The organism is Streptomyces sp. NPDC053069 (assembly GCF_044546895.1).
GTDB lineage: Bacteria > Actinomycetota > Actinomycetes > Streptomycetales > Streptomycetaceae > Streptomyces.
This window is the reverse complement of record NZ_JBITZN010000022.1, coordinates 128,996-142,736: the sequence shown is the minus strand read 5'-3', so window position 1 is coordinate 142,736 and position 13,741 is coordinate 128,996. Positions and strand designations below refer to the sequence as shown.

The 13,741-nt window shown below is 68.3% G+C and carries 11 protein-coding genes and 2 pseudogenes; 11 read left to right on the top strand and 2 right to left on the bottom strand.

The window, feature by feature from the left end; genetic code table 11:
* Positions 1 to 125 precede the first annotated feature (125 nt).
* Positions 126 to 581, top strand: a complete 456-nt coding sequence (locus ACIGXP_RS37090) for a VOC family protein (RefSeq protein ID WP_399775995.1) — start codon at positions 126 to 128, stop codon at positions 579 to 581.
* Positions 582 to 614: 33 nt separating this feature from the next.
* Here ACIGXP_RS37090 and ACIGXP_RS37085 read toward each other — a convergent pair whose 3' ends face one another.
* Entirely contained in the window at positions 615 to 890 is a 276-nt protein-coding gene (locus tag ACIGXP_RS37085) for a transposase (RefSeq protein ID WP_399775993.1), read from the bottom strand.
* A 266-nt stretch (positions 891 to 1,156) separates the two neighbouring features.
* Between ACIGXP_RS37085 and ACIGXP_RS37080 the strand changes: the two genes are divergently transcribed.
* The 3 genes from ACIGXP_RS37080 to ACIGXP_RS37070 all read left to right on the top strand — a co-directional run bounded on the left by ACIGXP_RS37080 (position 1,157) and on the right by ACIGXP_RS37070 (position 5,398).
* Positions 1,157 to 2,641, top strand: a complete 1,485-nt coding sequence (locus ACIGXP_RS37080; protein WP_399775991.1) for an alpha/beta hydrolase — start codon at positions 1,157 to 1,159, stop codon at positions 2,639 to 2,641.
* 494 nt (positions 2,642 to 3,135) lie between these two features.
* The gene (locus ACIGXP_RS37075; protein WP_399775989.1) at positions 3,136 to 4,422 is read left to right on the top strand and encodes a hypothetical protein; all 1,287 of its coding nucleotides are present in this window, start codon (positions 3,136 to 3,138) and stop codon (positions 4,420 to 4,422) included.
* A gap of 412 nt (positions 4,423 to 4,834) precedes the next feature.
* Positions 4,835 to 5,398, top strand: coding sequence for a dihydrofolate reductase family protein (locus ACIGXP_RS37070; protein ID WP_363219055.1), 564 nt, complete (start codon positions 4,835 to 4,837; stop codon positions 5,396 to 5,398).
* A gap of 503 nt (positions 5,399 to 5,901) precedes the next feature.
* Here the strand turns inward: ACIGXP_RS37070 and ACIGXP_RS37065 are convergent.
* Entirely contained in the window at positions 5,902 to 7,653 is a 1,752-nt protein-coding gene (locus ACIGXP_RS37065) for a hypothetical protein (RefSeq protein WP_399775987.1), read from the bottom strand.
* Positions 7,654 to 7,930: 277 nt separating this feature from the next.
* Between ACIGXP_RS37065 and ACIGXP_RS37060 the strand changes: the two genes are divergently transcribed.
* The 7 genes and pseudogenes from ACIGXP_RS37060 to ACIGXP_RS37030 all read left to right on the top strand — a co-directional run.
* Entirely contained in the window at positions 7,931 to 8,377 is a 447-nt protein-coding gene (locus ACIGXP_RS37060; protein WP_399775985.1) for a DUF6233 domain-containing protein, read from the top strand.
* Positions 8,281 to 8,523 carry a hypothetical protein gene (locus ACIGXP_RS37055; protein ID WP_399776032.1) on the top strand — a complete coding sequence of 81 codons (243 nt, stop codon included), beginning with the start codon at positions 8,281 to 8,283 and terminating at the stop codon, positions 8,521 to 8,523. The genes ACIGXP_RS37060 and ACIGXP_RS37055 overlap by 97 nt, the downstream gene beginning before the upstream one ends.
* A 480-nt stretch (positions 8,524 to 9,003) precedes the next feature.
* On the top strand, positions 9,004 to 9,564 hold the full coding sequence (locus ACIGXP_RS37050; RefSeq protein WP_399775983.1) for an ATP-binding protein: 561 nt from the start codon (positions 9,004 to 9,006) through the stop codon (positions 9,562 to 9,564).
* A gap of 614 nt (positions 9,565 to 10,178) precedes the next feature.
* A pseudogene (locus tag ACIGXP_RS37045) lies at positions 10,179 to 10,760 on the top strand (transposase).
* A gap of 999 nt (positions 10,761 to 11,759) precedes the next feature.
* On the top strand, positions 11,760 to 12,836 hold the full coding sequence (locus ACIGXP_RS37040; protein ID WP_399775981.1) for a glycosyltransferase: 1,077 nt from the start codon (positions 11,760 to 11,762) through the stop codon (positions 12,834 to 12,836).
* Between the two features lie 93 nt (positions 12,837 to 12,929).
* On the top strand, positions 12,930 to 13,199 hold the full coding sequence (locus ACIGXP_RS37035; protein ID WP_399775979.1) for a hypothetical protein: 270 nt from the start codon (positions 12,930 to 12,932) through the stop codon (positions 13,197 to 13,199).
* 180 nt (positions 13,200 to 13,379) lie between these two features.
* A pseudogene (locus ACIGXP_RS37030) lies at positions 13,380 to 13,741 on the top strand (Teneurin-2); the annotation flags it as partial.

Genomic DNA, 13,741 nt, shown 5'->3' with positions numbered 1-13,741 from the left:
GGCGTGTAGCAGTCCAGGTCATCCGCGTGCTTTGAGTAGGCGTCCTGAGCGCGACCTGTGTTGCCTGCCTAGCGCGTGTTGCGAAAGTTCGATCGTCTGTCAGACCTGCCTGGGATGCTCCAAGCATGGAGATGACAGTGCAGCTGACGATCGACTGCTCCGATCCGCAGAGAATGGTGTCTTTCTGGGCCGAGGCCCTGGGCTACGTGCCTGAGCCTCCGCCGGTCGGGCACCCCACGTGGCGTGCTTACTGGGCGGCGATGGGGGTGCCTGAGGCAGAGTTGCCGACCGGTGCCGGGGATATTCCGGAGTCGATCATCGATCCCGCGGGACGTGGGCCGAGGGTGTGGTTCCAGCAGGTTCCGGAGCCGAAGGTCGCCAAGAACCGGTGGCACTTCGACCTGAAGGTCGGTGGGGGCCGTGACGTCCCGCTGGACGTCCGCACACAGCGGGTCATGGCTACGGTGGAACGGCTGGTCACAGCTGGTGCCACCGTGCTGCGGATCAAGGATGAGCCGGACATGGGACTCTACGCCGCCGCCCTGCAGGACCCCGAGGGCAACGAATTCGACGTCGTCTGAGGGCCGTTGGGCCGGTGCTGGTGCTGGTGCTGGTCACAGCCACGACTGAAGCCGGGTGAGGACCCGGTGCCAGGTGGCGTCTCGTTGCCATCGGCGGAACAGATCGTAGATCCGGCCCCATGGACCGTACTCGATGGGCACATCCCGCCAAGGAACTCCTGTCCGAACCCGGAACCGTATGCCGTCGATCAGCTGCCGCCGGGGCCAGGTGGGCGGCCGTCCCACCTTCGCTCCCTTGAACAAAAACGGCTCCAACACCGCCCACTGTGCATCCGTGATCTCCCCGCGCCGTGAAACACGATCATTCATCACTCAAGATCTACTTTCGATACACGGACTGGTAGAGGTCGGCGTCGTGGCTGACAGGCCGACCGAGACTGCGACGGAGTCCGCCCCCTGACCCGGCCCTGACCGTTTTCCGCCCGGCGCCCCGATCACCCCTGATCGGTCCCTGACCCGACCCGGAAAGGCCCCTGACAGGCGCCCCACATGGGCGACAGTGCACCTAACGTGACGACAGTGCCCCGGCCGGGTCCGCACACCTGACACAACTGCTCTCTTCACGAGGAGGATCCATGCCGTTAAGGGGCAGATCCGCACTGCGGCGCATCGCCGCGCGGGGCACGACCATGGCCGTGGGAGCCGCCATGGCTGTCATCACCGGCCTCGCCGCCGCTCCCGCGGCCCACGCGTCGCCGCCTGCCGCAGGGACCCTGCGGTGGGCACCGTGTGACGACCCAGCGAAGCCGGGAGCCGAGTGCGCCACTCTTTCGGTGCCGGTCGACTGGGCCCACCCCGACGGGCCAAGACTCGACCTGGCTGTGGCCCGCCGCAAGGCCACCGCCGCCGGCGCGCGGGTCGGCTCGATGGTGTTCGGCCCCGGCGGGCCGGGCGATTCGGGTGTGGAGATGGTGGTGCGCCATATCAGCCGGTTCAGCCCCGAAGTCCGCCGTCGGTTCGACATCGTCAGCTTCGACCCGCGCGGCGTGGGCGGCAGCAACCCGGTGACCTGCTCCGGCGACCTCCTTGCCGAGCGGCCGTCACCGGAGCTGAAAAGCCAGGCGGACTTCGACGCCACCATGGCGTACAACAGGCGGCTCCGTGCCGACTGCCGGGCCCGTACCGGCCCGGTGTTCGACCACCTCGACACCGCTCAGACGGTCCGGGACCTGGACGCCCTCCGGGCCGCCATCGGCGAGCGGAAACTGACCTTCCACGGCAGCTCCTACGGCACTCTGCTCGGGGCACAGTACGCTGAAACCTACCCGCGCCGCGTGCGCGCGATGGTGCTGGAAAGCGTCATGGACCACAGCGTCCCGACCACCCGTGACTTCCTGCAGTCCGAGATGGTCACGGCAGAGGATTCATTCCAGGAGTTCGTGAAGTGGTGCGACAGTACCGCGGACTGCGCGCTGCACGGCCGCAACGTCCGCGCCGTCTGGCAGAGCCTGCTGGCCCGGGCCGGGCGCGGCGAGCTGGAGGACCCGGCGAAGCCTGGCACTTCGCTGTCGTCCGCGGACCTGGTCAACAAGATCGCGTTCCGCAAGTTCTACGAGGCCGACTACGCGGGCCTGGCGACGGCGATAGCGGGGATGGACACAAGCAAGCCGCTGCCCAAGTCGCCCACCTCGATAGCGCCGCTGCCTCCGGCCACCCCGGTCTTCTGCTCGGACTGGCACCTGCCCGTGCGCGACTACCAGGAGTACGCCTCGCTCGTCACCATGACACACATAACCGCGCCTGACCTGCCTTACCTGCTACCGATACACATGGCAGCGGCATGTCTGGGCGCGCCGACCGCCAACCCGCAGCACCGCCTGGACGCACACGGCGCCCCGCCGATCCTGGTGTCCAACGCGCTGCACGACCCCGCCACCGGCTACCCGTGGGCGGTCTCCGTGGCCCGGCAGCTCGGCCGCAGCGGCGTGCTCCTCACCTACGAAGGCCAGGGGCACGGCAGCGTCACCAGCGGCCCGTGCATGCAGGACGCCGTGGACCGTTACCTCACTGACCTGGCCGTCCCACCACGGGGCACCAGTTGCCCCGCCGTGCCGTCCTGACAGCTTGCCGATCCGGATCGGCCTGGAAGGCCGATCCGGTAGGAAGGCGATCAACCAGCGAGGTCAGGTGCCATCCCGCTCCGTACACCGATTGGTTGATGCCTCTCGTGGACAGTCACCGACGCAGCGACCACCGTCACGCAACGTCCCCGCCACCCCGCGTACGACCGGATGCATCACAACCGCGCGCCGGCAGACTGCGTGCAATGCGCCCAAGCGCCGGCGGAGGAGGAACTCGGCGGTACGCCGGCCAGCCTCATCCGCGGCGTGCTCAGCAGCCCCTTTACCGACCGGTGGCGAGAGCCGTCGGCTGCGAGGCGCGGCCTGGGCGACTGGCTCCGTCCGGCAAAGCAGCCGAACCTGCCCTCCTCCGTATGGTGCTCAGCGTTCCGCCTCGCTGGGCCGTCACGGTCGTAACCGACCAGCTGAGCGCGAGCACCCTGGCTGATCCATTTCTGTGACAGGGAACTGGCAGTGAGCGAGGATCAGGCGGTATGGAGCCAGAAGTCCTCGCCGCCCTCATTGGCGTTCCCGCCAGCCTCATAGCCGCCGCGATCGCCTACCCGGTAGGGCGCGGAGTCGCCCGTCGACAAGCCGAAGACCAGCACCTCCAGTGGCTGCGCGGCCAACGCCAGACCGCCTCCAGTAAGCTCACCGACGCGGCCACTTCCTTCATCGATTCGTCCGTCCAGGTCTGGGAAGCAGTCGCACGGCCCGAGTACGCGCACACCCGTCGCCGCGATATCGAATCTCGCAAGCGCCTCGACCCGGCCCTGTACGAACCACTGAAAGACGCGCTGCGCACCATGCACAATGCCTTGCCCGCTGTCGCGCTGCACGGCCCAGACCCGGTGACAGTTGCCGGCGAAGACCTCTACAACGCCGCGATGGAGATGACCGGGGCGATCCTGCACCTGGACGCCGCATGCGTCCAACGATCCGTGCTGAGTGGCACAGTAACCGTCGAGGGCATGTCCCCTGAACGCGTCCACGCCTCCCTGGAAGATCTCGACACCGCCTATGCCCGCTTGGCAGCGCCGCTCGGCTTACCGGAGTTCGCCGCCCGAGCGGAAGCGACGCTGAGGTCGAGCGCCGTCCTCACCGACCTGGTTCGAGTGTGCCTGACCATGGACGACCCGCCGGCAGCGGTGTCCGCCATGGCCGAGTTGCGCCGCTCAGCTGCGGATGACCCCGACATACTGCCCTACGTCGAGCCCTTCCTCGCGTTCCTGCCAGTGATCGAAATGCGCGCCCTGGCACGAGCCATGCAGGAAGGCCAGCAGATCGGCCCCGACCAGCAGCTTGGCGCGATCTCCGCAGCCGTACCCGTCCTGCTGAATGTCTTCACCAACCTGCGGGACACCCTCCAAAACGCCCTCCCCGAAGACTTGGACCTGAGCGATCTGCCAACGGAACTCAGCAGCGCGGTCCGTGAGATGGCAGCACTTGGGCAGCGCTTCACCGACCCGATCCAACTCATGGAGGAGATGCAGCAGTACCTGGCCATGGGAGACGAGCTGGCCGCCGCCACCGCACATGACCCTCTCACCGGCCTGTTCGCCGGGGCGGACTGGGATTCCAGCCTCGGGACAATCGCCACCCGGGCCATCGATCAATTCACCCAGCTCAACACAGTGGCGCCGCAGATGGCTGCCCTCTGCGCCCCCGTGTTCGAGTTCAGTATCCGTCAGGCCAACGACGAAGTCACCGCCGCCAGGGACAAGCTCATCCAGGCCCGCATCAGCTTCATCGACGCGGCACGACATGCCATCCACGAGTGACCTGGCAGGAAGCGCGCAGCACAACAGGGGCTCGGTCCGAATCGAATCGAGCCCCTGCGCATACGAAGCCATTTCGCTACGGTGACAACGAGTCGCTCCGGCACGAGATGGCGGTGCGGACAAGGTGAGCCGGGGCCGAACTACGCACGGTCCCGTCTATGGCCGCTTCGGCCACGAGCCGGGACTCGCCCCTCATCGAGGCTGATCTGCTGGTCCACCTGGTCGGCATCGATGAGGCCCTTCCCTCGCCCTTGACGGCGATGCCGGTCAGCCGAGCCCGCTGGAGGCGGGCGGCGTCCTATCAACTGGTCGGCGAGAAATCCGCACGTCTTCGGGGGGTCCCGCAAGTCGCGATGAGTCCTGCGGCGTGTAGCGGTCGTACTGTCGAACCCGTTACCGAGGAGGACTTCTGATGCGCAACGTGACCTATTCGATGAGCCTCTCACTTGACGGCTACATCGTCGGTCCGGACGGCGAATTCGACTGGACGGTCCCCGACGAGGAGATCTTTCGCTTCGCCACCGACGAGATTCGAGAGGTAGGCGTCCACCTGTTGGGGCGACGGCTGTACGAGACGATGCTCTACTGGGAGACCGCCGACCAGAATCCATCGCTCGACTTCTCAACGCTCGAGTTTGCCGCGATCTGGAAGGCGCTCCCCAAGGTGGTGTTCTCCACCACGTTGTCGGCGGTCCAGGGCAACGCCCGCCTGGCCTCCGGCGGCCTGGCCGAGGAGATCGAGCGGTTGCGAGCCGAGCCGGGAGAGGGTGACATCGCGATCGGCGGCGCGACTCTCGCCGCCGAGGCGGCCGCGTTGGGTCTGATCGACGAGTACCGTGCCAGGGTCTACCCGGTGCTGGTCGGCGGGGGCATTCCGTTCTTCCCCCAGCACGAGCGCCGGGTGGATCTCGAACTCGTCGAAACACGCCTCTTCAGCTCGACGGTCATCTATCTCCGCTACCGCGTGGCTCGCTAGCCGACGCGTCCGCCGAGGCCCAGGCCGTTTCTTTCGGATCATCCGACGTCGGTCCGGGTGTGTCGTTAACTGACGCCCATTGGGCGAGGATCGAGCCATTCTCGCCAGACCGGACGCCGAAGCGCGGTGGCGGTGGCGGTGGCGGTGGCGGTGGCGGTGGCGGTGGCGGGATCATCGGCAGGTGATCGACGCGCTCGCGTTCAAGACCGCGCCAGGACGCTGTGGAGGGGCCTGCCCGAGGAGTTCGGCTCCGGGGAAGGCATTCACAACCGCCTACGGAAGCGGGCGGCCGACGGCACCTGGACACATCAGCACGCCGCCGGAGCCCGTCAAAAGGGGCCCCGGCCGACGAGCGGACAACGCCTGGCGTGATACCGAGGCCGATGCGAAGTGGCCGGAGGAACCGGCGAGTAGCGCTCGCCCCGCCGGAGAGGCCGGAAGACACTCAGGACCGCCGGACAGGGCAGGAGGCACTCATGACCGCCGGACGGGCGAGGGGAGCCTCAGGACCGTCGACGCCGGCGCGCAGCGAGGAACAGCACCGTGCCGACGCCCACGGCGACGACGCCCGTCGTTGCGGCGATCCACGGCAGGGACCCGGCGCCCGTGCCCGCCATGGACCCGGTGGGCGTGGAAGTGGGCGACGTGTCGTGGACGCCCCCGGTGGACCCGGACCCGCCGCCGGACCCCGAGCCGGACGTGCGCCCCGTCGGGCCTTTGGAAGTCCCGTTTCCGCCACCGTCGGAGCCACCGGTATCACCCGCCGCGTCCGGCACCTTCACGGTGATGGCAGCGGTGTCGTTCTTGGGGTCGCTGTCATGCTCGGGCAGCACCTTCAGCAAGACCTTGCCGGGCTTGAGCGCGGACGCCTTCTCGATGCGCAGGCCGAACGACCACACGAGACGCTCGCCCGGACCGACCCACCATTCGGTGTTCTCCCCCACACAGTGGTAGCTGCGGCCGCCGGCCTCGCTCTTGTGGGTGTCGTTCCTCCAGCACCCTCTCGGCGCCTTCACCACGGTCGTGCCCTGGGGAATGGTGACCGTCGTCTCCACCGAAGGATCCTCGATGGGCTCGCTGCCGTTCCAGGTGGGCATGCCGCCGGGACCGTTGTTGCGGTACCCGACGTCCACCGTGACCACCTTGCCCGGCCGTCCCTTTGCCGAGGCACCGACGGCCTCGATGTCGGCCGTGTTGTCGACCTGGTAGCTGACTCCGTACAGGCTCGCCTTCGGCTCCCCCTGCGGGGCATCGTCCGGGCGCGGCACGAGTTTCAGCTCCGGGCCGCTGCCAGGGTGGACGTCGGTAAGCTCCTTCAGCCGGTCGGTGACACCCGGCTTGGCGTACCACGTGGCACTGCGTGCGGCGTCGTCGATCCTGAGCGGCCCCGGGGACAGGTCGAAGGAGTCGCCCACCTCGATCGTGTTGTCGAAGTGACAGACGGCCGCCGGGAACGACACGTCGGTGAGCTCACCGCTCGGGTCGTCGAACATGTGGATCGGCATCGTGCCGTACTTGCAGTTGCTGTACTCCTGCTTGAACGACGCACGCCCGGCGTACATGTAGAGGTCGGTTCCCTTGAGCTCATGCGCGCCGAAGTAGGTGAAGCCCGTACCCGGATGCACTTCGGCGCCGGGCTTCACCTTGCCCTTCACGGCTCCCGTCACGCGGTCCTGGACGAACCCACTGTCCTTGATGTCGACCTTCCACACCCTCTCGGCGATCTCGGCACCGTCGGCCTCTCCGCTGACTCGGATCTCGCCAGTGGTTCCGCCCTGCGCACCCTTCAGACTGCGCACACGGAATCCACCCAGCCGGGTGGTCTTGCCGGGCGCGGGCGCGTCCGCGCCGTTGCAGACCAGGACGCCCGCGGTCTTCTTCTCGCATCCGGAGAAGGGGGCGGCGACGTCCACGACTCCGTCGAGCGAGCTGTAGTCGACGGTGAGCGTGTACGACGTGATCTTCGTCGTGCCCGTGTTGGTCAGCGTCACCGAACGCCAGGAGTTCGGGTCCATGTCCGTGTAAGGCAAGGCCTCCAGGGTGTAGCTGCTGGAATCCGCGGCGACTTCCAGCCCCGCCCCGGCCGCGACGGCATGCCCGGACGGCACACCCACCGCCGCGGTGACCGCCACCGCGCCGGCCGCAGCTCGTACTCGTCGTCGAACCTCGCCCGCTCTCACGGAACCCCCTCCAAAGCTCAAGAACACACGCCATGAATTAGCGCGAGAAAACCGCCTTTCCAGACGGGGCAGCACGTCGAATGGTTGTACGGCCGCCCGGACCGGCAGGTTCCATCGGGGACGTCACCGAAGCGTTCCTGGAGACCAGGCAGGCCACGGGCGCTGCTTCGCCCCCTTATACACACACAGCCGCGGAGGGCCTTTAACTTCGGCCCCCTACGGGGTGAAGAAGCCGATCCGAGACGCAAGCACGGCGCGTGGGGGTCCAGCAGGCCACGGCGACCCTTGCCCAGATCGACGGCTGGATCGCTGTGGAGGAGCGACACAAGGCAGTACGGCGCCGAGCTCGGAGATGCGGCCAGCTCCTGCTGAGTGGCTGCTTCCGCACGGACTCAACCGGACGAACGTAGACGCCGTACACCCGGCGAGTGCTGGGCCGGCGACCACGAGCGGACGATGCCTCCCGGCGACACGGCAGCAGGCGCTGCAGGCACGGCGCCAGCGGGTGCCGGCCTGCGTCCATTGCCGACCGGCCACGGACCTGGGCATCCTCGACTGGCCCAGGGCCGGATGCCAGGTGACTGGACGCTGGTCGGCAGGCTCCCGATGGTCGGCGTGGACGGCATCACCGCAGAACATGGCCCTTGCCCGAGCCGATGCTGACCGTGGCCGTGGCCGTGGACAGCCCTGTATGGCCGCCGGGTGCGCAGCGGAGCCGAAGCGGGAAGGCACCACGCTCAGCTCGCTGCGCACGCGGACGGGCGGGTGCTGCTGCGCTCCAGGCAGAGCACGGACATGACCGGCCCGTTCCCCAAGACGCGGGCGGCAGCCCTCACACAACTGACCGCGGGCACCGGGCTGGGCAGCGAGCCGGTCGTGCGGGAGTCCGACCGGTTGGCGTTCGAGCAGCTGCAGCAACGCCGGCCACCCGAGGGATGCGGCTGACGAGGTGGCGGAAGACGGGGAGTGCGGTCAGCGGGTCGTGCGGCCGCAACGTCCCCAAGCAGGGCCTGGGCGGCACCTGGCCCCTCGAACCCCAGACGTCCGGCAGCACAGGGCCACCCAGCTGTCGATCCTCCCGTGGCATCGGGCATCCATCGGCGATGGCAGCAAACGCCTCACCGTCAGCCTCTGGGTGGGGCACGGACATCGCGCACAATCCCGAACTCCGCGCCGTCCGGGGCAGGCAGCGGCACAACGTCTGTCACTGGCTCAGAAGGGCAGCCAACACCCCAACTACGCGCACTCAAGTTGCTGCTTGACGCCCACGCCGAGCAACCGGCCGAGGCGATCGATCGACCACCGCCTGCCGAGATAGGTGACACCTGATCTGGATGGTTGACACCACCTTGAGACACGCCGAAGCCATACCGGATTTCTGCCGTGCCTGTTCCCGCGGCCCGCACGACGCTAGCGTCGAGTCTCATGATCGTATGGCTCAACGGCACCCACGGCGCAGGCAAGACGACGACCAGTGCGCTCGTGCAGCAGCTGATCCCGAATTCACGGGTGTTCGACGCAGAGAAGGTCGGCGAGACGCTCATGGACATCACGCCAGGGCTGCCGGCCACGGACAACTTTCAACACTGGCCGCCTTGGCGGCCGCTCGTGGTCGAGACTGCCCGACGCATCCTCGACTTCACCGGCGGCACCCTGGTGATGCCCATGACCGTCCTGGTTGAGCAGTACTGGCGCGAGATCAGCTCGGGCCTTGCCCAGCATGCCATTGCGGTCCGGCACTTCGTCCTCCATGCCGACCAGGACACCCTCCGTAAGCGCATCGCGGGCGACACCGTTCTTGGCCCCAACTCCCCGTTCCGTCTCCAATACCTTGAGCCCTACGCCGAGGCGGCCCGCACGTGGCTGCACACTGCGGGCGAGGTCGTCGACACCACGCACCTCACACCCGCCCAGGCCGCCCTGCAGATCGCAGAGGCTCTCAAGAGATGCGAAGAACAACCTGCCGGCGTCGAGCCTCGCAGGTGACAACGAGCCTGCCCGGGTGACAAAAGCGTGCTTCGGCTCAGCGAAGGGCCGGCTGCGAGCCGAGGTCAGTACAGGGCAGAAGGCGAGGTCGATGTAGTCGATATCAGTGAACTCGACTTTGAGTTGATCGGGGCGACGGCCGTAGTCCTTGAAGTACCGCTCCTGGATGCTCTCCGCGGCAACCTCATTGGGGGCTCTGGGCGCCGATACCTTGCTGAGCGTCGAACAGGCGCCGGGGGTAGTGGCGGGCAGGTGGACGGTAACGCGGCTCAGACGGCCGTCGTCGATGGTGCCGACGGGCGCGGTGTAGCCCAAGTGTGCGCAAGCCGCCACGGTGGATCCCGGGTCGTGGCGGCGGCATGCTTACGGCGCCGGTCGCGGACCTTCGGCTGTCGGCGGGCGCGCACAGCCGCCTCGATCCGGTCGGCGATCGCCTTGGGCGGGCTCCCGCAACCCGCCGACCAAGCCTTCAACCGCAAACGCCTCAGCAGTCGAGGCGGCCGTCCACCCCCTTCGATGCAAAGCAACACGGTCGAGCGCCGCATCAGCAAACACAAGCGCGCGTTGCTCTGTTCATGGTGCGTCGTCATGAGTTGACCGAGGAATCGTAGGCGGTGATCGAGCCGTTGCTGGCTCCACCGCGGATGGGTCGTCCGGTGCGGGACCGCCGTCAGGTGGTCAACGGGATTCTGCGGAAGCCGCCACGGGGGCGGCCTGGCGGGAACTGCCAGAGCGTTACGGCCGTGGATGACGGTCTACGAACGCTTCCGCCGCTGGTCGGCCGACGGCACCTGTGACCGGCTGCTTGCTCACGTCCAGCAGCACTCCGATGCCGTGGGCGCTGTGGACTGGACGATCGTGTGCGTCGACTCCACCGGCCGTGTGGGCTCACCAGCACGCGGCCGGACCAGGTCGTCGCGGACAAGGGCTACTCGTCATCGAAGATCCGCGCCTACCTGCGCAGGCGGGGTATCAAGGCTGCGATCCCGGAGCGGGTCGATCAGGTCAAGGGACCTACCCGGCGCGGCGAAAGCCTGTGCCGGCTCGACCGGCCGGCCTACCGGCACCACAACGTCTTCGAGCCCTGCTTCAACCGGCTCAAGCACAACAAAGCCTTGGCCACCCGCTACGCCAAACGCGCCCGTCACTACCAGGCCATGGTCACCCTCGTCTGCCTACGACTCCGGCTGCCCTGACCTTGCGGACACAACCTAGCTGTCCTTCTGGTCCAGGCTCCAGTTCAAGGCGTCTGTCACCTTCTTCACCAGGGCCTGTCCTTCGGGAGCTGCCAGATTGGCCCTGTTGAGGTGGAACCCGGTAGAGGGAGTGCCCCTGCCCGAATAGCCGGCCACCCCGTTCAGTGCGTCATGGACGTCGGTCTCTGTAAGTCTCGGTCCGGCCATGCTGTCCTCCTGGGGTCTTGGCGCGGCAACTACATCACCACCAGGGGTAGCCGAGCCCGTAGGGAACCGCCCCCGCGGCCCGCACCTATCGCTCGAACGAGCGATCGACAATGCACCCATCCGGGCCGGAGACGGTCAGTTCTCCAGCAGCGCCGTGGCGGTGCACAGCCCGCGCAGGGCCCGGTCGTGCCACAGAGTGCCCACCGTGCCGCACATCAGGCGGCGCTCAGCAGTCCCCACTGGGCCACCGGTGATCCCACGCCGGCATCAAGGCCATGAGGACAGTGTGCGAAGCCCGGAGCCCGCGCGGACGAAGGCCGATGTCTTCCGACCGTGCGCAAGGCGATCGGGTACTCGCTCCTTCTGCTCAGCGTGCCGAGCCGGCCTGAACATTGCTCCGGCCAGGGCTGACCCGAATGGGGGGCGCACGCTTGTCGAGGCCGTGCGCCGGAGCGCGAAACTTAATCGGCTCATGCTTCTGCAGGCCCCGCCCAGCCGGGTGAGGAGTCCTGGCGCACGGTGCGCCTGGTGGAAGAACTGCATATGCCAGATGGAATTCCGTCCGGCAGTTCGCTGAATACCACCCACTCAAAGAGGCGCAGGGCCGGCATGTCCGCGGCCCGGAGCCGAGGGGCGGCCGTGCCCGACGGCCCCGCCCGTCGGGCCCTTGCCCATGTACATCGCGTCCTCTGAAGGCGCAGCCCCCTGTGTAGACACAGTCCCTCGTGCGCTCGGTGATGCGTGCGCGCGGTCAGGAGCACGGTTATGCGAAGACGCACGCATCATGCCCGCGTGCGGCCATCTGCAGGCAGCACGGCGGTGCCCCGTATCGTCGCGCTGATCCCCGCGCACAACGAGGCCGGCCGCATCGGCGCGGCCATCGCCGCCCTGCGGGCGCAGAGCCGGGAGCCGGAACGGATCGTCGTGGTGGCCGACAACTGCACCGACGCCACCGCGGACAACGCCCGGCGGGCCGGAGTGACGGTGGTGCAGTCCACGGACAACCGCCATAAGAAGGCCGGGGCGCTCAACCAGGCTCTGGACCAGGTTCTGCACGGGCTGGCCGGCTCCGACCTCGTCCTGGTCCAGGACGCCGACACCACCTTGGTCCCGTCGTTCGTGGCCAGCGCCGTCGAGGCAATGGGATCGGATGTGGGGGCGGTCGGCGGGATCTTCTACGGCGAGCCCGGCGGCGGACTGCTCGGCGTCCTGCAGCGGATCGAGTTCCAGCGCTACGCGAGGGAGATCGCCCGGCGCGGCTACCGGGCCGATGTGCTCACGGGGACCGCGACCGTGTTCAGGGTCTCCACCCTGCGGCAGGTCCGGCAGGCGCGCCTGGACGGTCTCATCGGTGGCGGAACGTCGTACTACTCCCTGGCCTCGCTCACCGAGGACGACGAGATCACCAAGGCCGTGCGCACCATCGGCTACCGCACCGTCTCGCCCGCCGGCTGCCGGGTGGTCACCGAGGTGATGACCACCGTGCCCAAGCTGTGGCACCAGCGGATGCGCTGGCAGCGCGGAGCCCTGGAGAACCTGCGGGACTACGGCTGGACCAGAGTCACCGCACCGTACTTCGTGCGCCAGGCGCTCATGGGACTTTCCGTGCTGGCCATGGCGCTGTATCTCGTCTTCACCGCCTGGATGCTGGCCCGCGGCCGCCCGGAGTTCTCGCCGTTCTGGATCGCGGTCGGCCTGGTCTTCGTCGCGGAGAAGGTCGTCACCGCCAGCGGGGCGGGCTGGAGGTCCCAGCTGCTCGCGGGCACGCTCGCCGTCGAGTTGGTCTACGACCTGTTCCAGCACGCGGTGTACGTCCGCTCCCTTTGGGACATGGCCCGGCGGCGCGAGGAGCGCTGGTGCGCGACCTGAGACGACCCGCGCTGCACAGGACGCCGTCCCGGACAGCCGCCCCAGCGATTCCGGCGCACAGGGACGACAGGCAGGAGAAGAGGCGGGAGATCTGTGTACGCAGGCGTACCACTGGCCAGTGCCCTGGGAGCCGGCGGGGCATCCACGCTCGCATCCCGGCGCCGCTCAGGCTTCGACACCCTCGCCACCGTCGTGGCCGCCACCACCCTGCTCATGGCCGGAGCGTCCGTGTGCAAGCTGCTCCCGCGGCGCCGTACCGACGCGGTCCTCACCGGCAGGCCCGTCCAGATCGCCTCGGACCGCCTGGCTCTGCGGCTGCCGCGGGAGCGGAACACGACCGACGCCTGGGTGGAGGTCCCCTGACTCCGGCGCCCTGGGCCGCCGCCGCACCGAGCGCCACGGCAGCCGCCTCCCGCGCATTCCCGACCCCTTCACACTCCGCGCGTCGGGGCCAGCCCGAGCGCGGTCGTAACAGCCCGGGGGCCCGCCTTCACCGGAACACCGGCCGGCGCCGCGCCCCGCACCACAACAGGAGGAACAATGATGACTACCAGCAGAACCGGCGCCACGGCGGCCTTCCCGGACGGCACGATCATCACAGCGGCGGGCAACGGCGAGGCCGGGTTCGTCGTGGACGGCGGTCCGGCTGTCGGCACCAAGCTCTACAACCCCAATGGCGTGGCGGTGGACGGGGCGGGGAACCTCTACATCGCCGATGTCAGCAACCACCGCGTCCGCAAGGTGACACCCAACGGGACCATCACGACCGTCGCAGGCAACGGCCAGGCCGGCTTCGTCTCCGACGGCGGCCCCGCCGTCGCCACCAAACTCCACAACCCCTATGGCGTGGCGGTGGACGGGGCGGGGAACCTCTACATCGCCGACCACTCCAACCACCGGGTGCG

Coding starts and splice junctions, on each gene's coding strand:
- ACIGXP_RS37090 (WP_399775995.1), top strand. CDS start 126: ATGGAGATGACAGTGCAGCTGACGATCGACTGCTCCGATCCGCAGAGA.
- ACIGXP_RS37080 (WP_399775991.1), top strand. CDS start 1,157: ATGCCGTTAAGGGGCAGATCCGCACTGCGGCGCATCGCCGCGCGGGGC.
- ACIGXP_RS37050 (WP_399775983.1), top strand. CDS start 9,004: ATGATCGTATGGCTCAACGGCACCCACGGCGCAGGCAAGACGACGACC.
- ACIGXP_RS37075 (WP_399775989.1), top strand. CDS start 3,136: ATGGAGCCAGAAGTCCTCGCCGCCCTCATTGGCGTTCCCGCCAGCCTC.
- ACIGXP_RS37070 (WP_363219055.1), top strand. CDS start 4,835: ATGCGCAACGTGACCTATTCGATGAGCCTCTCACTTGACGGCTACATC.
- ACIGXP_RS37060 (WP_399775985.1), top strand. CDS start 7,931: ATGCGGCCAGCTCCTGCTGAGTGGCTGCTTCCGCACGGACTCAACCGG.
- ACIGXP_RS37085 (WP_399775993.1), bottom strand. CDS start 890: ATGAATGATCGTGTTTCACGGCGCGGGGAGATCACGGATGCACAGTGG.